19 protein-coding genes are annotated in these 18941 nt (G+C 62.1%); 14 read left to right on the top strand and 5 right to left on the bottom strand.

The window, feature by feature from the left end:
• The first annotated feature begins 2 nt into the window (after window positions 1-2).
• The 8 genes from ACGLHR_RS16775 (at window position 3) to ACGLHR_RS16740 (ending at window position 9525) form a co-directional block, all read left to right on the top strand.
• Window positions 3-608, top strand: a complete 606-nt coding sequence (locus ACGLHR_RS16775) for a toxin co-regulated pilus biosynthesis Q family protein (RefSeq protein WP_400095308.1) — start codon at window positions 3-5, stop codon at window positions 606-608.
• 8 nt (window positions 609-616) lie between these two features.
• Window positions 617-2416 (top strand): protein PilN, encoded by a 1800-nt coding sequence (locus tag ACGLHR_RS16770; protein WP_400095306.1) that lies wholly within the window; start codon window positions 617-619, stop codon window positions 2414-2416.
• A complete protein-coding gene (locus ACGLHR_RS16765; protein WP_400095305.1) occupies window positions 2413-3756 on the top strand; it encodes an ATPase in 1344 nt (447 codons plus the stop codon). Before ACGLHR_RS16770 ends, ACGLHR_RS16765 begins: the two co-directional genes overlap by 4 nt.
• Window positions 3757-3812: 56 nt before the next feature.
• Window positions 3813-4409, top strand: a complete 597-nt coding sequence (locus ACGLHR_RS16760) for a hypothetical protein (protein ID WP_400095353.1) — start codon at window positions 3813-3815, stop codon at window positions 4407-4409.
• Window positions 4410-4477: 68 nt separating this feature from the next.
• On the top strand, window positions 4478-6232 hold the full coding sequence (locus ACGLHR_RS16755; RefSeq protein ID WP_400095304.1) for an ATPase, T2SS/T4P/T4SS family: 1755 nt from the start codon (window positions 4478-4480) through the stop codon (window positions 6230-6232).
• Entirely contained in the window at window positions 6198-7466 is a 1269-nt protein-coding gene (locus tag ACGLHR_RS16750; protein ID WP_400095303.1) for a pilus assembly protein TadE, read from the top strand. The genes ACGLHR_RS16755 and ACGLHR_RS16750 overlap by 35 nt, the downstream gene beginning before the upstream one ends.
• 19 nt (window positions 7467-7485) lie before the next feature.
• The gene (locus ACGLHR_RS16745; protein ID WP_400095301.1) at window positions 7486-8121 is read left to right on the top strand and encodes a type 4 pilus major pilin; all 636 of its coding nucleotides are present in this window, start codon (window positions 7486-7488) and stop codon (window positions 8119-8121) included.
• 126 nt (window positions 8122-8247) lie between these two features.
• A complete protein-coding gene (locus tag ACGLHR_RS16740; RefSeq protein ID WP_400095300.1) occupies window positions 8248-9525 on the top strand; it encodes an adhesin in 1278 nt (425 codons plus the stop codon).
• Between the two features lie 51 nt (window positions 9526-9576).
• Here the strand turns inward: ACGLHR_RS16740 and ACGLHR_RS16735 are convergent, their stop codons facing one another.
• The 4 genes from ACGLHR_RS16735 to ACGLHR_RS16720 form a co-directional block, all read right to left on the bottom strand.
• A complete protein-coding gene (locus ACGLHR_RS16735; RefSeq protein ID WP_400095299.1) occupies window positions 9577-10410 on the bottom strand; it encodes a hypothetical protein in 834 nt (277 codons plus the stop codon).
• A 97-nt stretch (window positions 10411-10507) separates the two neighbouring features.
• Window positions 10508-10702 carry a YqaE/Pmp3 family membrane protein gene (locus ACGLHR_RS16730; protein ID WP_400095297.1) on the bottom strand — a complete coding sequence of 65 codons (195 nt, stop codon included), beginning with the start codon at window positions 10700-10702 and terminating at the stop codon, window positions 10508-10510.
• A gap of 590 nt (window positions 10703-11292) precedes the next feature.
• The gene (locus ACGLHR_RS16725) at window positions 11293-12477 is read right to left on the bottom strand and encodes a FlhC family transcriptional regulator (RefSeq protein ID WP_400095295.1); all 1185 of its coding nucleotides are present in this window, start codon (window positions 12475-12477) and stop codon (window positions 11293-11295) included.
• Window positions 12478-12490: 13 nt separating this feature from the next.
• Window positions 12491-13660, bottom strand: coding sequence for a hypothetical protein (locus ACGLHR_RS16720; RefSeq protein ID WP_400095293.1), 1170 nt, complete (start codon window positions 13658-13660; stop codon window positions 12491-12493).
• A gap of 735 nt (window positions 13661-14395) precedes the next feature.
• Here ACGLHR_RS16720 and ACGLHR_RS16715 point away from each other — a divergent pair.
• The 6 genes from ACGLHR_RS16715 (at window position 14396) to ACGLHR_RS16690 (ending at window position 18215) form a co-directional block, all read left to right on the top strand.
• Window positions 14396-14701 carry a hypothetical protein gene (locus ACGLHR_RS16715; protein ID WP_400095291.1) on the top strand — a complete coding sequence of 102 codons (306 nt, stop codon included), beginning with the start codon at window positions 14396-14398 and terminating at the stop codon, window positions 14699-14701.
• A gap of 98 nt (window positions 14702-14799) precedes the next feature.
• Window positions 14800-15228 (top strand): hypothetical protein, encoded by a 429-nt coding sequence (locus ACGLHR_RS16710; protein WP_400095289.1) that lies wholly within the window; start codon window positions 14800-14802, stop codon window positions 15226-15228.
• An 8-nt stretch (window positions 15229-15236) separates the two neighbouring features.
• Window positions 15237-16001 (top strand): hypothetical protein, encoded by a 765-nt coding sequence (locus tag ACGLHR_RS16705; RefSeq protein ID WP_400095287.1) that lies wholly within the window; start codon window positions 15237-15239, stop codon window positions 15999-16001.
• A gap of 18 nt (window positions 16002-16019) precedes the next feature.
• A complete protein-coding gene (ssb, locus tag ACGLHR_RS16700) occupies window positions 16020-16595 on the top strand; it encodes a single-stranded DNA-binding protein (RefSeq protein WP_400095286.1) in 576 nt (191 codons plus the stop codon).
• Between the two features lie 238 nt (window positions 16596-16833).
• Entirely contained in the window at window positions 16834-17886 is a 1053-nt protein-coding gene (locus tag ACGLHR_RS16695) for a primase-helicase zinc-binding domain-containing protein (RefSeq protein ID WP_400095284.1), read from the top strand.
• A 110-nt stretch (window positions 17887-17996) separates the two neighbouring features.
• Entirely contained in the window at window positions 17997-18215 is a 219-nt protein-coding gene (locus tag ACGLHR_RS16690; protein ID WP_400095283.1) for a hypothetical protein, read from the top strand.
• Between the two features lie 314 nt (window positions 18216-18529).
• Here the strand turns inward: ACGLHR_RS16690 and ACGLHR_RS16685 are convergent, their stop codons facing one another.
• Complete coding sequence (locus ACGLHR_RS16685; protein ID WP_400095281.1) at window positions 18530-18931, bottom strand: hypothetical protein; 402 nt, start codon at window positions 18929-18931, stop codon at window positions 18530-18532.
• Window positions 18932-18941: the final 10 nt, after the last annotated feature.

Raw genomic sequence — 18941 nt, 5'->3', positions numbered from 1 at the left:
TCATGCTTCACATTCATCAGATGCGCCGGTTGAGCCGGACTGTCCTTGCCATGAGCGCGCTGTGCGCGTGTGTTGCGGGCCATGCGGCGGTACCGACCGCTTCGCCCTTCGGTATCGAGTCAACCGGCAACTTCGAGCCGGCGGCGCCGCTCAAGGGCGATGGCTGGCAGCGTCTCGCCGGAAGCAAGAAGGGCAGGTCTCTCGCAGCTGTCGAGCTGCCTAAGTCTGCGGTGAGCGACATAGCGCCCGCCTCTGTGCCTCCGGCCCCGGCCGCGTCGCAACTCGCGGCAGCGCCGGCAGGCATCGCACCGGTCGTCGCGAGCGCGCCTGCTGCGCCCGCAGCCTGGACGGTGTCGCCGGCCGACGGGACGTTTCGCCAGTTGATCGAGGCCTGGGCGCCGCGGGCTGGCTGGACGGTCGCGCCGTGGGAGCTGGAGAAGGACGTGCCGATCGTTGGCAATGACTCGATCCCGGGCGATTTCAAAGCGGCAGTACGGCGCGTCCTGTCTTCAACAGAGATGACCGACTACATCATCAAGCCCTGCTTCTACTCGAACAACGTGGTGCGCGTGGTGAAGCTGACCACCAAGTGCGACCTGACCCAGTGACGACTCTTATGTTGCAAATGAACCGATTCCTTCGACCCGCCGCCGGCGCCTTGCTCGTATGCTCAACGCTGGCCGGCTGCGTCTCGCCGCGTCTTCTTGAAGACACCAGACAGGCCGTCGATGATAGTCGCGCCCAAGGTGACGCGATGACCGGTGCGCTCTATGCCCGGATGCGGCGCGACCGCGCGGCTGTCGAGGCAGAGCAGGAAGTTTCCAAGCCCTTCCTCGTCGGCAGAGCCGTGCCTACCGCGCGAAACGTCACCCTGCCGTTGGCACTGCGCAATAACGTCGACACGTGGGTGGTCTTCCCCGAGCGCGTCATGCCGCTGGCAGTAGCCGGGCAGCGCATTACCATGGCGACCGGGATCCCGGTAAAGGTCGAATCGGACGTCTATCTCCCGGCCAACATGTTGCTCCCGCGCAGCATGGCGGCGCAGGCCGGGCAGCAGTCGCGCAATCAGCAGGCTGGGGGTGCGGTGCCGCAAGGCATGCCGGCGCTGGGCCAGGCCCCAGCGCTCGGTGCGCCGCTTCCGACCAGCCTCGTCGGCGGTGCCGGCAGCATGGCGCAGGCGACCCCGCTGGTGGAAAGCGCCTTGAGCGTGGAATTCAAGAACAGCGAGAAGATGCCGCTCGCCAACATGCTCGACCTGATTGCGACGCGCCTGGGGATCAACTGGGAGTACAACGCATCGAAGGGCGTAATTCGCTTCTATCGTCTGACCACGAAGACCTGGCAGTTGCCGATGAAGGCGGGCACCAGTTCATTCACCACAGAGTTCAAGGAGAGCGCCCGGGGCTCGAACGGCAGTTCCGGCGGTGGCGCCGGGCAGACAGCGAAGATCGATGGTGCGGTGAAGTCGGAGAGCAAGGACATCAACGACATTGACGGCATCAAGAAGAGCATCGAGCCCGCCATGTCGATGGTGGGCAGCGCCGAGATCAACGCCGCGACCGGCATTCTGACGCTACGCGATACCAAGGAAGCCGTCGAAGCGGCCGATGAGATCGTACGTCGCCAGATTGCGATCTATTCCCGGATGGTCTACTTCAAGTTCCAGACGGTTGACTTCACGGTCACCGATAACGGCGAGGCCGGGATGGACTGGAATGCGGTCCTCACCAAGGCACTCGAGCACGTACCGGGCTTCACCTTCACCGCGCTGTCGCCGGCATCCCTGGTCTCGCCCAGCGCCGGCACCTTCGGCATGGGGATCACCTCCGGCGGATGGAACGGCACACAGGCGATCGTGTCTGCGCTGAAGCAGTACGGGACGGTGACGACGTCCGTTGCGGTGCCGCTGGCAATGCGTAACCGCCATGCTGCGCAGTACAACAACCGTCGCGAGTTTGCCTACGTGTCGGCCACCACACCGGCGGCGTCTACGGTCGGCGGCACGGGCGGCACCCCAGGTATCACCACGTCCACGGGCACCGTCGGCTTCAAGCTCACGGTATTCCCGGATGCGACATCGCGCGATGACGTCAACCTAACGCTGGCATTTGACCAATCGGCGCTTGATGGCCCGATCCAGACGTTCACGTCCGGTAGCGGCGCGAATCAGCAGTCCGTCCAAGTGCCCAAGACGATCGCCAAGGGCATCCCTGCGCAGGACTTGATCGTGCGCAACGGCCAGACGGTGATCGTGACGGCGTTCGACCAGACCGATACGCAGATGACCCATCGCACGCTCGGGGATCTGCTCCCGACCATTGCTGGCGGTTCCCTGACGGCCACGAAGTCCCGCACTTTCACGTTGGTACTGGCCACGGTGATGATCGAAGATCAGGGCGAGGCCGCGGCGCAATGATTCTCGACATCCACGGCAAAATGCTGGTCTTCGGCATGCAGTGGCGCACGCTGACCGGCAGCGGTGCGCCCGCGACGCTGGCGGCCAATATTGCGCGGGAGGTCAAGGCCGCGCGTATCTGGCACGAGGATCAGTCGCTGCACATGGGCTATCTGGACGCCGCTGACGGCCAGGCCAAGATCAAGGACAAGCTGTACTCAGGGGCGGCCACGCTGGCCCGCATCCCCGACGTCGTACCCAATGCCTTCTTTGTGTTCCGCCTGGACGCGCCTGGCCAGCTACCTATCTATCTGGTCTGCGGCATCGTCAAAGGCCGACCCCGCGTGGGCTTCGATCAGGTGGTGCACGACGAGAAGACGCTCGCCCAGCTTGCGGCCGATTTCCCGACGAAGTGCGACGGCGACTTCAAGCTGGTGGGCAACGCGCCGGAACTGCTGGCCTTGTTGCCGACCGACCGCCGGATCACGCATTTGCCTTTTGCGCTGGAAGCGTTGGCCGCGCAAGCCGGGCCGGGCGCGCTGCTGAAGAAGCCCGGTGCATCTTCCCAGCGCAAACGGTTGCTTGTGCTCGCGACCCTTGCGCTGGTGGGGGCGGTCGGCTGGAAGTATGGCAAGGCGGAATACGACGCCTATCAGCGCCGCCTACACCCACCGCCTCCACAGAAGACGCCCGCGGAACGCTATGCCGAGGACCTGGCCCAGCGAGCGGCAACGCCCGTCGCGCCGGTGGCCACCGCGATGGCGTCGTGGTATCGCTGGTTTGCCGATGCGGTGCCATTGCAGATCGGCGGCTGGACGCTCGCGACCATCGCCTGTCTTGACGTGTCCACGCCGGAGACGACATGCCTGTTGACCTATGAGATCCAGCAGGGCGCCAAGGGGCTGACCAACCAGACGTTTCTGGCCGCGCTGCCGGACCACTTCGGTGTGCCGACCTTCCTGGCCGGCGACACCAAGGCCGTGGTGGCCGCCCAAGTGCCGGTGGGAGCCCGGACGCCTCTCGCGACAGTGCTGGAGAGTCTGCCGACGGCGATGGACCTACGCGTTCGCTTTGGCTCCCAATTGCAGACCCTCTGGCCGGTTGCGTCCAAGGCCGAGCTCAAGGACGTCGCGATCTTTGGCACTGTCCCGTCAGAAGGGGCTGGCTCCCTGACGCATCCGGTTGTCTCCGGCGCCTGGGAAATCACCGGACCGCTGCGCAATCTGAGCGAGTTCAAGGGATTCGGTCCGCAGGTCGTGGTGAAGACCATCGAACTCGCCGTGAACCTGAACGCCGCTCCCGACCTCAAGCAATCGAAATTCATGTTGACGGTCAAGGGCGATGCCTTTGCCCGCAACTGAGAAGGAAGACTGAAATGCGTGCTTACCCGATGACAATCCGCCGCGCGAGCGTGGCGATGTTCACACTCCTTGCCTGCGGCGTGGTGCTTGCCGATGACGACATGTCGATCACACGGAAGCTGATCGAGGCCGATGGCAAGGTTGCGCTGCAGAAACTGGAACAGGATCTTGCCAAAACCGCTCCGGCTCCCACTTTGACCGCCGCACCGGCAGGCGCCACGACGGTCAAGGCGCACGAGCGCTCGCCGCAGACGATTGCCCTTTATGGCGTCGACGGCCGTGCTGCTGGCGGCGCTGTGAACCTGCGCAGCTACGTCAGGTGGGGTGATCAGGTCTATCCTGCCCGCGTTGGCGCGAAGTGGCGCGGCTTCACTGTGGCCGACATTTCGGAAGCCGGCACGACCTTTGCCCGAGGCAAGACCAAAGTGTTCGCCCCGTTGATGCAGGAGGACGCGGCCGTGCTACTGGAGTCTGGGCGTGCGGGTGGACCCGATGCGGCAACAGCCAGGCCGGCCGCGCCGCTGCCAGCACAGGTCCCAGCGATGACGCCGGGCTTCCCGACGGCGCCTCAGATGCCCATGCCGCAGCCAGCATTCCAGCCTCCGGTCCCGACGCCGCCGATGGCAGCGCCTGCGTCCGTGGCACAACGGTGAGGGCCGCTGCGATGGCACTGTTCAGCAGGCGCGACCGCGCGGACGCCAATGTTGCCGGAGTAGGGGGGGTGACGGTTCTCACCGGCGCGGCGCCGGCCTTTGCCGCGTCTGCGCCCTCGAGGCCGCCGAATACTGGCGCTGCCACAATCGCTGCGCCGGCGGATGAGATCGGCACGGTGGACGAGCTTCCCATCTTCATCAAGACGCTCTACGACGAGTTGGACATGGCGCCGTCGCTGCGGCATGGGATCTGCCCGGTGCTGGTTGAAGCTGCGGGTGGGCCGGGCGTGCGCGGAAAGTTCGCCCTGGTGGTCTCGCGGGAGATGGCCACGTCGGACGAGGCGGAGGAGATCATGCGGCAGGCTCGCCTGCCCTATGACCAGGCCGCGCCGGCCACGCACCTTGCGGCCACGCAAGTCATGGTCGCCCTCTCCCGTGGCAGCGTCGATCCGCGCGGTGGCGTCGAGACGGACTACATCATCGGCCGCCGGCGCCCGGCCAGCGCGCTTTGGAACAACTTCGAGGCTGCGGCGCGCTTTGCGTTGCGAGAGAAGGCCTCGGATATCCACTGGGAGGTGGAAGATCAGGGGACGCATTCCCAGATCCGATTCGCCATCGACGGCTATCTCGTTGCCCCGGCGGAATTCCGGATGGAAACCGGCGTGATGCTCGATACCCTGTCCCATATCTGGCAGAAGGGCAAAGGGGGATCGCAGGGGGTGTTCAGCCGGGTCCTGCCGCAGCAGACCAGCATTCGCACGCGCATCGACGGCGAGGCACTGGTGTTCCGCTGGGCATCGATGCAGAGCGCCACAGGCCATGTGACGGTCATGCGGATGCACCGCGAAGAAGCACAATCCCTGGAAGTGGACTTCGTCAACGACCTCGGTTACTTCGAGCAGCAGGCGCAGCTGCTCGACCGAAACACGATGCACCTCGGTGGCGGCACTGTTCTCGTTGGCGTCGTTGGCTCGGGCAAGACCACCACGGCGCACGCGATCATGCAGCGACAGCCGGGGTGGATGAACAAGATGGCCATCGAGGATCCGGTGGAGCTGCTTGCCAAGGGCACGCACCACTTCTCCGTGTCGCGCACGCTCGACGGTGCGAACCGGGATGATCCGTTCATCGCGGCCAAGCGCCAGATCAAGCGGATGAACCCCCATTTTGTGATGGTGGGCGAGCTTCGCGATCACGAATCGGCAGGGCTGTTCCGGGACGTGGCGGGCGCGGGGCTGCGCGCGCTGACGACTGTCCACGCGCCGAGTGCGCTGACGGCGGCGGACCGGCTCTCGGACGGTGAACTGCGCATTCCCCGCAGCGTCCTTGCCACGCCGGGCTTCATCAATCTCTACGTCTATCAGGCATTGATGCCGAAGACCTGCAGTTGTGGCCTCCAGCACACGGCGATGAAGGAAGCCCTTGGCGCGAGAAAGCTGCAGCAGATTGAGCGCCTCTTCGGTTTCGATATCGAAGGCATCCGGCTGCGGAACCCGCAAGGCTGCGAGCTTTGCCAGCGTCCCAATCTGCCGGAGCTGAACGGCGCCCGCGGCCGGACCGTGGTGGCCGAGATGTTCGAGCCCGACGAGCAGGACCTGGCCTATATCCGCGACGCCAAGAACATTGAGTTGGCGGCTTACCAGCGCAGCAAGCGCCAGGTCGGCTTCGACGTGCCGGACAGCACCGGGAAAACCGTGTTCGAGGTCGCCATGTACAAGGTCTTTGCCGGTGTGGTGGACCCGCGTGAGGCGGAGCGCCTGTGCTCGCTAGACGCCTACGAAGCCAGACTTGCCCGCCAGCGTGCGCGTGGCGAAAAGCACTGAGAGGAACGGCATGTTCAATAAACTAGCACAGTGGCTGGTTGGGCTGGCCCAACGCAAGGTCAGCGGCCCGATGCTGAAGGCAGGCGATCAGGTGTTCATGGACCGCCTGTTCTGGGCCAAGTATCGCTTCCGCAGCATGCGAGCGACGTACTACGGCGATCTGGCGAAACGGATTCTCCACATGCCGGGGGAGCCGGTGTCCAACCACTTCGCCAAGGACGCGGCGCGACGCGTCGGCGAGCCGGTAGGCGTGCTTGCGGCACACTGGCTCGCGCGGTCCGAGGGGATCGACGGGCAGATGCAGCGCTCGCGGCTGACGGAGATCTTCCGGGGCACGATTCCGGACGAGGACATTCCCATCCTCGCCGTGGCGGAAGAGGGCGGCGACATTCGGGACGGCCTGGAAACGCTGTCACGCAACCTTACCGCTCTTGGCGAGGCACGTGCTGGCATTGCCATGACGCTGGCCGGCGTGGTCATGACGGTGGTGATCCTGCATGCCTACCTCGGCGCCCTGGCGTTCCTGATCGGACCGGCCATCGACAAGTCCTTCAGCGCAATGCTGGATGTGAGCCAGTACGGTCCTATTGCATCGACCTTCCACCACACCTCGACGTTCCTGCGGCACTGGGGGTGGTTGCTCGTGATTGCCGAAGTCGCCGCCGGTGTATGGGTCGTTCGGGCCCTGACCCGCTATGTAGGGCGCTACCGCGGGTGGCTCGACCGCAAGATGCTGGCGTTCGATTTCTTCCGTCGGTTCCAAAGCGCCCAGTTTCTGGCCGGCCTCTCGGCCGTGACCAAGAAGTTCGGTGGGGATGCACGCAACCTGTTGGACGGCCTGGTGCTGATGCGTGCCAACGCCTACCCGTACCTGGCGTATCACATCGAACGCATCGAGTTGAACCTGGAATATGCGCCGAACGAGGGTGGGAAAGTGTTCGACACGGGTCTGTTTGACCGCGATACCAGCTACCGGATTCAGGATATCGCCGAGTACGAAAGCGACCTTTCGAAGATGCTTCACACCGTGTCGGAGGACCTGCTCAAGACCACCCCCCAGCTCATGCAACAGCGCGCGTCGCGCTTCAATCGTCGCGCAACGATCATCCTGATCGTGATCATCACCGCGCTTGCCTTCATGCCTGCCTTCATGGCGCAGGAAATGAAGTCCCGCTCCGCTATGGCGGCCATGGGCGGCAAGCGCCCGATTCCCACCCAGACGCAACAACCTTAACCCAACGAGGAATATCAACATGAACGCATTGCAGAAAGACACGAGCCTGGAACAGGTAGAGATGGACAATTCGGGCGCGGAATTGGGCGTGGAGCCGGTGCGCGATGTGCGCCGTATGCCGGAGGGCAGCCGCAATCGCCGCACGCGACGCCAGTGGGGCGGGGTACTGGATGAGTATGGCTTCTACCTGTTGCTGGCAGGCCTCGCGCTGGTGGCGATCCTGGTGCTGTTCTCACGCAACCAGACGGATACCCAGGTCCAGCAGTTGACCACCGAACTCAATGGCGTCATTGGGAAGGTCAAGACCAGCTACCGCGGGCAATACAGCAAGGTCAGCATCTCTGCGCTGATGAGCAACGGTGTGTTCAAGGATCTGACCACGATGACCGAAGTCGGCTCCAATGTCATTCTGCAACCAGGTGGTGGCCAGTTGACGGTGGCCGCTGCCCAGTTGCTCAGCGCGAACGACTCGCTGCAATGGTCCGTCCCGCAGCAGCCTGACGCCGCTTGCATCGCCATCGTCGCGTCATACCAAGGCAGTGCCGGCAAGATCGTCGTGAACGGGACGACCATCAAGGCAGTGGGCGGTGCGGTCGACCCGAGCAAGGTGTCCTGTTCCGGTGGTAGCAATACGATCGACCTGTACATCGCCTGACCGGTGAAAGCTATAGCGTTTTGGTGAGTTTATGCCGGTCTGCGACACCGGCTTTACTGGCATAGTTGTTGGAATTGCCGCCGCCCTGCCTCGTGCATGGCGGCGATCTACTTGGAGGTAGGCTAGATGTTTCTGACCGAAGCGGCGCTTCAACTATCCGTCGCGGCGATTGGCGCAGCTGTGATGATTCACAACACCAACAACCTCATTGACGACGCGTTGGCGACCGGTACCGGTCAGTACATGTCCAACGTGGCGAGTGCTGTCAATACCTATGTTTTCGACAACATGACGGTGCTCGCCGCCAGTCCGAACGGGCCGACGACGATCAATGCGGGCAGCGTATCGGCGACCGTCGCCAGCCCGCTTCACCCCACGGTGCAGGATCTGATCAACCTGAAGTTGCTGCCGATCGGGTTCAGCGACACTAGCCCGCTCGGGCTGTCCTTTCGTGTGGACCTGGTGCCGACTAACTGCAGCGCGGGCCTGACGAATTGCACCATCCCTGGGGCGATGTACTCGACCACGGCATACCGTGATGCCAGCGGCAACATTCGTACCGATCAGATGGCTACGGTTGTCGCGGCCGCTGGCGTCGATGCTGGCGTGTCCTACGCGGAGAGTCCTGCGGTCATTACCGGGATGGCCGCGAGCTGGTCTGCGCCCAACCCTCTGTCCGGGGGCAATGCGGGTGTCCTCATGATGCGGGTGGGGAACACATCGCTCCTGGCGCAGAGCATGAACCAGTTCTACAAGCGCGATGGCTCCCTGAACCTGACGGGTCCAATGGATGCGAACAACCAAGCGATGAATGCCGTTGGGAATTTGCAGTCGAACGGCGCGGTATCGGCGAATGGCACCGTGACCGGAGGCGCCCTACGTTCTAATGGCGATGCTTCTGTCGCAGGGAATGCGAGCGCAAACGCGGTCTACGGCAATTATGTGCAGTCGAATGGAGGTGCAAGCGTTGCGGGGAATGCGAACGTTGGGGGTACCGTGATTGCCAATGGCGTTGCGTCGAACGACGTCCAGTCTTATGGAAACGTCAGAGCAAACGGGTCCGTCCAGGCGAGTGCATATCTATATGCGGCCGGCGCGGTCGTGCCGTCCACAGGCAGCGGCCAACAGGTCTATGAGGGGTGGGGATGCGGGGATCCTCAGGGTGCAATTCGGAGCGATCCGAACGGGAGGATTCTGTCCTGCCAGTCTGGCGTTTGGCGGGCGGCGTCAGGGGGCACGGGCATAGCCGACTTTACGACTTGGTATCATCCGTGCGGCACCGGGACGTTTGGCGACCCGTGGGGGAACGGTTCGGGTTGGGTCTACACGATCACTTACGCGAACGGTTCGACCCGGAGTTTTATCGCGCCGGACATTAACGATTGCAGTAGCGGCGGAGGCTGAGGCAGGCGTTCCAATGCAAAAGAGCCGGCATTGCCGGCTCAGCTTCAAAGCTTACTGGCATTGTAGGACGACTACGCCGGTGACGTCGCCACTGGACGGCGTCGGCATGGCGTAGCCGATGGCGAGGAGCGGCTTTGCCGGATCAGCTCCCATCGTTTGAACGTGCTGCATCACGCCGGACGATTGGAAGACACCATTGATGGTCGGGAAGGGAACAGTCACCTTGGCATTGGTGTCTGAGCCAATAGCAATGTCCAGACTAAAAGTGTCGACGATGGCGAGCGTGATATCCACCGTCGCCGATGCTGAATTCACATGACCAGGGGCGAAGTTGCCGCTAACTGCAGTTGGATTGGTGCTTGCGAGAAGCGTGCATGATGCCTTAACGCTGGGTGCGCCAGCGCTAAGATTCGGCTTAAGAGTGAGCGGCCGGCCTACGGCGTAGTGCGAACCCTGCTTCACGCTCATGTTCCCGATGCTGCTCGAACCGTCCGTCCAGCGACCAATAGCGAAATCGCCATTGCCGGCCACGTCCACGATCTTGCCGGTCGTCAGCGAGATCAGGCTGTTGGCGTCGATCCCGATTTGCTTGTAGCCGCCTTCGGCTGTTGCCTTCTGCAGAGAGCCCGGGAAAGCGTTGGAGGCGATGGACTGAAGCACGGACTTGGTGGAAGTCTCGGTTTGCGGGACGAAGACGACGGCCATCGGGTCCGCGGTGACGGTAGGTGCGGAGCCTTGCACCACGATGTTCGGAGGCGGCGGTGCCGGCGTGACTGCGGCCGGGGTCGACGAGCCACCGCCGTCGCCACCGCCACCGCAGGCAGCCAGTGCGAGGAGCGAAGCGACCGAGAACGCGGAGAGAGTCAGTTTGATCTTATTTTGCATTTTTCTTCCCTTCTAAATATTGAACACTGCGGCCCGCCCTCGGATCGCATAAGTCCATCCTACTTGCGCTACCCCAAAGTCAAGGGCGCGTGCGCGTCTAGCGCCGTGCGTTCAGCGCGGCGTCGATCTTCTTGTTTGTCTTGTACTGGCTGAGCGCGTAGGTCGACCAGATTGCGGCTGGAATCCACCCGATCAGCGTGATCTGCAAAAGCAAGCAAAGGATGCCGGCAAATGGGCGACCGATGGTGAAGAAGTGGACCCAGGGCAGAAAGATGGCAAGGAATAGGCGCAATTGTAATATCCGACGATGGTGACAGAGGTACGCTGCGCTGGCGCAACGAGACATTTCGATGTATCGGCAAAAGTGCGGAGGCCTTAACCCCCGAAAAGAGGGGGGCGAAGGTTGCTGTTCGTTGGGATCGGTAGCTTAGCTGTCGTACAAGTGCGAGCCGCAATGGTTGCACAGGTGCTTGGCGCGGTTAAAGAGAACTCCGCGCTGGTGCCATAGCCGGATGCTGCCCGAATTGCAATGAGCACAGCTGATGCCCCGCCCTGTGCGGCAGTGGGGAAACTGTGCCAGGTACTTTTCGAGTGTGCGCGGACGTTCCCGTGTGACGAATGCGAGCACAAACGGCGTGAGAAGCGTGAGCAAATAGGCCAGCGCTCCCCATAGCCAGGGATTTCTGCCGCGCCTGTGGGCGAGATATGCCGTGAAGAGCATGCTTAGCGCCTGAATGAAGTGGAATTCCAAGGTCTCTCTCGTTCGGTGTCGTGGTACTCACGGTTGTTCGCCGAAAGCGGCAACGATCTGGGATGAGGCGCTATTCCGATTAATCGAAGACGGCAGAGCCTAGGGTGCCAGATCACGCCACGCTCGCAGGCCTAGCCCTTCTTCTTGCGCGCCCGTGTGCGACCGACCCGCCCAAAGTTCGGGGACGTGAGTGTACCGCTACAGCTTGGGCACAGTACAGCGTGTGCCAGATCGCCACTGGCCGTCAGGTAGGCGGTGCCACAAGTGCGGCAGCTGCGTACGGCAAGTTCATGCTCGCTTGCCATCGAGCGCGACAGATGGAATGCGCGGTCGGCCGTCAGCTTGGAGTCGTCGACGAACAATTGCTTGCTGATATCGACCGCTGCGATGAAAGCCCCAGGAATCGTGGCTTCGCTCGCGATGGCCGCACGGAACAACCAGAGATGAAACGTCGATTGCAATCGCTTGCCCGCGGAATCCAGGTACCAGGCGGACGAGGTCGGTGAATGACCGGACGGCGATGACTCGCCGTGGATCCGGATGTAATCCTTGCGAACGTTCAATACGCTCATCTTGAACAAAGAGGCTACGCTTTTGGCACGACACTTGAAATGAAGGAGGGCTTCGGCATAGGCCTCAGATAGCGGCCTAGGCATGCGCAGTCCTCCCCACGCGCCGGAGTGCGGAAGTTTGTCGGTTCTGAGCGGACAGTGTTCCATCAGGTAGTGCGCCAGGACTTCACTGGATAGGCGGCCCGAGTTGGCTTCGGTCCAGAATATCGGGCTGGCGAAGCGCCATTTGAACAACGGAATGGCCCGCGACGAAATCGCCAGTTCCACGCGGTGCTGCGGCAGTGTGCGCAGGAACTCGGCCAGTTCAATGGAAATACCCAAGAGAGGCGCGGCCAGCAACGAGATGTTGAGCACGTCGTACAGGGCACCCACATAGACCCGGTTGTGTTGCTCCAGCAGCATCTTGTCCAGCGCCGTGAGGGCTGGGGTTGAGTCTGCCAGACGATCATATGCCAGCGTCGAAGTGGTGCCGTCGGTAAAGCACGCCCAGTCCGCAGGCGTCTCCAGGGTGGGCGTGAAAGCGAGAAACGGCGAGCAAAGGATTTGGGAAGATTGCTCGACGTTGTCGCGCAGCGCCTGCAAGTCATCCTTCTTCGCGCCAAAGACCGGCTCAAAGTCGGGCTTGACGGCGAGGGTGTTGGCCATTGCCATGGACAGGCGCAGATTGGCCGACGTGGTGCGATCCCGCAGCCAAGCGGGATGGAGAAATTGTTCGTGGAATTCTCTGGTTTGGCGTCGCGTCATAGTTGTGTCTCTCTCAAGCGGACTTCGTCGCGGCGAGCAGTTCCTGATGGAAGGTGGCCACTGAGGCGGCCAGGGATGCGAGCGTGGCGCGATGTTCGCGTAGCTCGCGAGCTTGCTGGCAGGATTGGAATTTGTCGCGTAATGCTGAGAAGTCCGCGACGAGGCCATCCAGACGCAGGCCGACATGGCGTTCCGACGGCGGCGCGGTCCGCGCGGGTGCGGGGGATTCATTGGCTGCGATGGCATCGCGCGTGCTAGCGAGCTCTTCCTCGGAGAGGCGCACTTCGCTCTGCACCTGTTCCAGCCGCGCTTCTGCGGCCTTGATGGCTTCCGTCAACGACGTGTATCCCTCGGGGACTACGGGCACTTCCTTGACGTCCACGCGGATCTTTATGTCGGTGAGTTGGCGGTGCAGGTCGGCTTTCTCGCGGTTGACCTTCTCAATGGCGAACTGCAGGGCGTCGACGTTGGCGCTCTGTGAGGCAAGGGCGGCTTGCGCCTCGATCAGGGCCGCCTGTTGAGCGTCCGTGCTGCGGCCAGCGGCGGCGATCTGCTCCTTCAGATACTTCAGTTCGATCTGAGACTGGTCGTGCTGCGCCATACTGGCCGACAACTCTTCCTCGGTCCCGGCGAGCTGGTTCTCCAGCGTTTCCATTTCGGAACTCAGGGCGCGGTAGCGGTCAATGAAGGGCAGGATTTCGGCTCGGCTGAACGGCTCGTTGCTGCGCTTGGCCTTGACTACCAGCGCGATCTCGTCCGCCGTGATGTCCTGCCGCTTGAGAATGTTCAGTTCCCCGATATTCAGGAAGGTGAGCGCATCGTTGTTGTGCATGAAGCGCTCGTAGATCTGCAGATACCGTTTGGCGGACCACTTGGGGATCCTCAACGTGTGATCGGCAAATCGGTACAAGAGCGAGCGCGCTTCGTTGGCGGCCTGCGCAGGGTTCGGGCGGCGGGCCGACAGCGCCGTGCACGTGATGTGTTGAATCTGCGCAAGCTTTGAGCCGATCACGACGTGCTCGGAAAAGATGCGTTCACGGGCGATGGCGATCTCGTCGGCCGCCTGCACGATGCGCGCAATGGCGGCCGGGTCAAGATAGGGACCGAGTAGCTCACGGGTGAGATCCAGGATGGATTGCGGGCGCGGACCGTCAGTCAGTTCAAATTTTTTCTTCTTATCCATGTTCATATCGATTAGGCGGCGAGACGAAGGCGAATGGATGCGACGCTTCACCCAGCCTCGCGATTGGGTGAGGAAGTCAAGGCATCGCATTGCAGTACGGGTGGCAAAAGCTTAAAGCTACTTGCACTGCATCTCGCGGTCATAAGCTCGCGTTTTTTTATCCCTTTTGAAGGCAAGGGGCGAAACGAGGCAGACTTCACAAGTCTCTTATCGGTTCGATCTTTATTGGGGTTAATACCTATACTTCTTTGGTAGGGATCAGAAATTAAAAAGACTAATAACAGAATTCAATTTGATTGAATCTACGACGCCATTCCGGCGCTCAGGGGGCGAGCACATGAGTCCACCCTACTGGTGATGACAGGGCGGTTTCAGTTGTCTTACTGCGAATAGGGTGGACTCATGTGCTCGGGGGCTGCGGGGGCTCGATCACCGCGCTGATAGCCGCTCGACGGTGTCACTGCCCACGCTTGCTGGGGCATGGGTTTCGCGTTACTATGGTCGAACTTCTCGCGTCCCTGACGCATCGACATTGACAAGCAGTGCCGCCTCCTGGGCTTGCTTCGTCCCGTATTCTCCTTCCCGATTCCTTGCGCAGCGCCTTTGTTTGATGCCAGAGCATCCGGCAAGCGCGTTGCCGTTCCAAGGATTCCTTGCTCATCTGAGCATCGAATAATCGCCCGACCTTCTGTCGGGAAATCCCATTTAATGTTTTCAAGAGAGAGAGAGAAAACCATGGAATCCTTGGCTAACCTGATGCGCTCGCCTATCCGCCTGTTCTTCACGCTGATGGCTGTTTATGTGGCATCAAAGTCCACTGTTTGCGGTTTGTTCCTCGTGCTCGTTGCGGGGTCGTGGGTATTTCACAAGTTCATCGGTCGTTGGCACGTTGTGCCGACGCCCCGTGATGCTGCAATGCCCAAGTCGCAAACTACTTCCGCAGAACCTGAGCCATCGCCAGCGCCCCAAGCGCCTGCGTACGCGAAGTCCCCTGTCGTTGTTCCATTCAACCGTCAGGAAACGGCACGTCGCCGCGCCTGACCCTTTCCGCCCTCGCATGAGGGCGGCCCTATCCACCTGTCGTGGGAACCTCGTTCCCACCGGCAGGTGGGCAATAGGGTTTCCGCTCGGAGAACCCTATGGAAATGAAAACCGCCGCCTGGCAACTCGATTTCTTCGGGGAAGCGGCACCTGTCAAGATCGATCCCCCAAAGCGAGACCCACTGCCCGATCCGATGTATTGGAGCGAGGCGGTGCGCGAACAGATGATCGACGCCCTCATTAGTCTTGCCTGCGACAGCCGTCGCGGTGACAACCTTCCCGAGTCGCTTGCCGACTGCGCCGAGCTGCTGCGCGCGCGCATGCAGGGCAAAGCCGTTGAGAAGGACGACTTCGACATGACGCTTGGCTGGATCTTCGGCTACTGGGACGGGGCGCTGCCCTATGCCTATGTATGCGCCATCACCGGCGTAAATCCCGAAGTCCTGCAGGACATCATCCTCAATCACGACCGCCTCAAGCGCGATCTGGACGAAGTTCGCCGGATGCACTGTGGCACGCTTCTCTAGGAGTTGCCGTGGCTTTCATCCAGCGATTCCTTGGCGCGTTGCAGGACGCCCTGCTGCCTCGAGCTGCTGAACCCGATTCGCCCAACGAGCAAGCAGTTGGTACTGGCTCGGGAAACGAGGTCCACATCGAGATCGGCGGCGTGCCGAATCTCTTCCGTGACGAAGGCCAGCGCATCGTTCACTTCGTTGCTGCCTTCGAGGCGAGACCGACCGCGACACCCTTCGGCCAAAAGTTGCTGCCCGATCCGGTGCCGCATTGGAGCGTGCTGGGCGAGCATCCGGATGAGACCCTGTCCGCCGTCATCTCCGCAGCGATTCGCGCACACGCCACGCCGGCGACGCGCGCCGCAATGCCGAGCGACGACGGCGGCGCAAGCCAATCCCGCCGTGAACCATCCCGCGACTTCCAGCGCTCCGCACCAGCGGCTGCCGGGACGACAGCGCGGCGCGAGACGGGCACCGCAGTGCATCGTGGCACGATCACCTTCTGGGGCGAGGCCGAGTTCGCCGACCGCAAGCGAGTCGGACGCACCTACACGTCGTTTGCGCTGAAGCTGGAAACGGCGACCGGCATTGAGACGCTGCAAGGCGAGGGGCTGAAGGAAGCCATCGCCGAAGGCGGTTGCCAGGTTGGCGACCGCGTGGAAGTGCGGCGGCTGCAAAAGGTCAAGGTTCCGGCCTTCCACCGCAAATCGGGGAAGCCAAAGCTCGACGACAACGGTCAACAAGTCTTGTGGGACAAATGGCTGTGGTCGATTACCCGTTCACATTGATTCGAAAGGAAATGTTCTATGGCATCCATTAACAAAGTCATCCTCGTGGGCAACCTTGGGGCCGACCCTGAAGCGCGATATCTACCGAGCGGCGACGCCGTGACGAACATTCGTCTGGCCACCACCGATCGCTACAAGGACAAGACCAGCGGCGAGATTAAGGAAGCCACTGAGTGGCACCGCATCTCGTTCTTCGGCAAGCTCGCGGAGATTGCGGGCGAGTACCTGAAGAAGGGGTCTTCGGTCTATATCGAGGGTCGCATCCGCACCCGCAAATGGACCGACCAGTCCGGTGTGGAAAAGTACAGCACCGAGATCGTTGCCGATGAGATGAAGATGCTTGGCAACCGCCAGGGTGGCGGCGCCGGTGACAATGATGGCTACGGCCAGCAGGCGTCGCGTCAGTCACAAGGCCAGCAGCCTGCCCGCCAGTCGCAAGGCCAGCGGGGCGCACAGCAGCGTGAAAGTGCGCCGCCGCGTCAGCAGGCTGCCGCTTCGGGTGGCGGTTTTGACGATACAGACGATATTCCGTTCGCACGCCCGGCGGCGCTGGATGGGATTCCGTTCCGGTACGACGGTGCGCCGATGCATTAATTGGTCACAGTCGCCAGTCTCGCCTCATCCTCTTGTTTCAAAGCTACTGCTGCCGGCCTTCGCCGGCCGCAGTAGCCCCTTCCTCTCCCAGCCCGGCTCCGGGCAGACCATCCCGACTCCCTCTCGCGATTCGCCATGCTGAAAAGACCCTCTGGCTCGGCCGGGGTGTCCTTTGAGCAAGCGATTTCCCCCGCCTGTCTCAGGCATCGACCAACCATTCCGACCGGAGTGCAGCCCAATGAAAATGAGTAGCTTCACGAAGAACTGGACGCCCGACCAATGGGACGCTCTGGTCTTGCATTTCCTGCCGGAGCAGTTCTTGACCGGCAAGCCAGGCCCATGCCCGATGTGCGGAGGCAATGACCGCTTTACCTACGACAACAAGAGCGGCCGTGGCGATTGGGTATGCCGTCAGTGCGCCAATGGCAACCCGATGGCGGGCGACGCCATCCTGCTCATTTGCCGGTACACCGGCATGTCCTTCCTCGAGCTAGCCCATGTGGTGGAGGGTGGGCCGGCACCGGCGATTGTCCGACCGGCCCATGCACCTATTCGAAGTCGTGGCATGAGTGAAGCGGCCAAGGCCCAGCGTATCGAGCGCGTCTGGTCGAGCGCCAAGCCGCTTGTGCCTGGAGACGCCGCGATGCGCTACCTCGCCGCTCGCGTGCCGGGCCTCGTTGCGCCTCGCCCGAGCGCATTGCGGCTGGCAATGATGGACTACCGCCACGAGGGCGCTTTGCTGGGGCGCTATCCCACGATCGTTGCGCAGTTCACGCTGCCGGATGGTCGCATGGCGACGGTGCATCGCACTTCCCTGGATCCGGCCAAGGCGACCAAGGCGGTCATCGTGGCGGCTGACGGGGAAATCCTCCCAGCCAAGCGCAATGACGTGACGGCGCTGCCCCTTGCGGGCGGTGCGGTCCGGCTCATGCCGCCGCGTGATGGCGTACTGGGTGTTGCCGAAGGACTGGAGACGGCTTACGCCGCGCACATGCTCTACGGCGTGCCGACCTGGAACTGCCTGAACCGCGTGCTGCTGCATCGGTTCGTGGTGCCGCAAGGCATGGGCATCCATACGCTGCACATCTTCGCGGACTTCGATGAAGTCGATCCGAAGACCGGGAAGTCACCCGGTATGGCGGACGCGCTGGCTCTAGCCAAGCGAGCCCGCAGCGAAGGGCTGACCGTTCACGTGCATCGCCCAATGGTGCGGGGCACGGACTTTTGCGACCAGTGGCTGACCACCAACCGGTTGCAAGGCATTGCTGGCAGGCGTGCAGTCCACGCTTAGCCATTTTCTCTGCATACCGCCTCTCGGGGCGGTACCTCTTTCTCTCTGCCCTGCGGGTTCTGCCCGCCGGGCAGAACCCTTTGCGGCAGCTCACTACTTGGAGTTCTGATATGTCGTTCAAAGGGTTCAATGTCATCGTGGGTCGCCTGCAAATCTGCGCCATGCGCGAACTGGATTCGGGCGCTGTCCCGGCGTGCCAGTCGGACGCCGAGAGCTACCATGTCTATCTGCGCAATCCCGACGGTTCCACGCAGCTTCAACACACGGAATTAGATTTCGATTCCGCGTTCACCTATTGCACTGGTCGGCAACGACCGACGCGCCACTGAGCGGTCACTCCTAACGAAAAAGCCCGGCAATCCAGCCGGGCTTTTTTTTCGTCCATTTTTTTCAACGGCGGCGCACCGCCATGTATAGCGTCAGCGCGCATTCCCACAGGGTCCAGCAGATGCCAAACGTCAACAGAAACTTGAAGAAGCGGATAACTTCGTATTCCGTCATGGTGTGTACCTATCCTAGTTCGTTGCGGTTGATTCTACTTTACCCGCCCCCTTCGAAAGTCAAGGGGGCGGAGGCTCACTCCTATTCGTGCATTGTTCGCGCTGGAGGTTGTGCATACGTGATCGCTAATGTGTTGTTGGTTTCATCCAAACCTGGCCATCGCATCGTTCAGCGCGCCAACGTCCCGAATGGCGAAGGCATCCGTCGTATCCACTGACGACGCACCACCTTGCGGCGCCGCGATGGACGGGTTGGTCGGGACTGGCGTGACCGGAGAAATCGTTTCTAGGCTGTGTTCCTTGATATTGACATCGCTATCTGTTGGGGCGGCGCCCCCCGCTGGGAGGGGCGTTCCGGCCGGCGTGCTTTCGGGTGCTGGTAGCAATCCCACGGGACCCGCGCCGCCAAGTGCTCTCAACCCGTGCTGCGCGAGCAGTCGAAATACAAAGGCGCGCTCGCGAGCCCCGGGTATCTGTCGCAGATAGCCCAGCAGGTCGGGTGCGGCTTCGGGGGACAGCGTGATCGTAATCTGCAGCTTGTCCATGTGCAGCCGG

This window comes from Cupriavidus sp. CuC1 (genome assembly GCF_044627735.1).
GTDB classification, from domain to species: domain Bacteria; phylum Pseudomonadota; class Gammaproteobacteria; order Burkholderiales; family Burkholderiaceae; genus Cupriavidus; species Cupriavidus ulmosensis.
The sequence above is the reverse complement of the archived record's forward strand: the minus strand, read 5'-3'. Positions and strand labels throughout refer to the sequence as shown.

Coding starts and splice junctions, on each gene's coding strand:
- ACGLHR_RS16740 (WP_400095300.1), top strand. CDS start 8,248: ATGTTTCTGACCGAAGCGGCGCTTCAACTATCCGTCGCGGCGATTGGC.
- ACGLHR_RS16770 (WP_400095306.1), top strand. CDS start 617: ATGTTGCAAATGAACCGATTCCTTCGACCCGCCGCCGGCGCCTTGCTC.
- ACGLHR_RS16695 (WP_400095284.1), top strand. CDS start 16,834: ATGAAAATGAGTAGCTTCACGAAGAACTGGACGCCCGACCAATGGGAC.
- ACGLHR_RS16685 (WP_400095281.1), bottom strand. CDS start 18,931: ATGGACAAGCTGCAGATTACGATCACGCTGTCCCCCGAAGCCGCACCC.
- ACGLHR_RS16760 (WP_400095353.1), top strand. CDS start 3,813: ATGTTCACACTCCTTGCCTGCGGCGTGGTGCTTGCCGATGACGACATG.
- ACGLHR_RS16725 (WP_400095295.1), bottom strand. CDS start 12,477: ATGACGCGACGCCAAACCAGAGAATTCCACGAACAATTTCTCCATCCC.
- ACGLHR_RS16690 (WP_400095283.1), top strand. CDS start 17,997: ATGTCGTTCAAAGGGTTCAATGTCATCGTGGGTCGCCTGCAAATCTGC.
- ACGLHR_RS16745 (WP_400095301.1), top strand. CDS start 7,486: ATGAACGCATTGCAGAAAGACACGAGCCTGGAACAGGTAGAGATGGAC.
- ACGLHR_RS16715 (WP_400095291.1), top strand. CDS start 14,396: ATGGAATCCTTGGCTAACCTGATGCGCTCGCCTATCCGCCTGTTCTTC.
- ACGLHR_RS16710 (WP_400095289.1), top strand. CDS start 14,800: ATGGAAATGAAAACCGCCGCCTGGCAACTCGATTTCTTCGGGGAAGCG.
- ACGLHR_RS16765 (WP_400095305.1), top strand. CDS start 2,413: ATGATTCTCGACATCCACGGCAAAATGCTGGTCTTCGGCATGCAGTGG.
- ACGLHR_RS16775 (WP_400095308.1), top strand. CDS start 3: ATGCTTCACATTCATCAGATGCGCCGGTTGAGCCGGACTGTCCTTGCC.
- ACGLHR_RS16720 (WP_400095293.1), bottom strand. CDS start 13,660: ATGGATAAGAAGAAAAAATTTGAACTGACTGACGGTCCGCGCCCGCAA.
- ssb (WP_400095286.1), top strand. CDS start 16,020: ATGGCATCCATTAACAAAGTCATCCTCGTGGGCAACCTTGGGGCCGAC.
- ACGLHR_RS16735 (WP_400095299.1), bottom strand. CDS start 10,410: ATGCAAAATAAGATCAAACTGACTCTCTCCGCGTTCTCGGTCGCTTCG.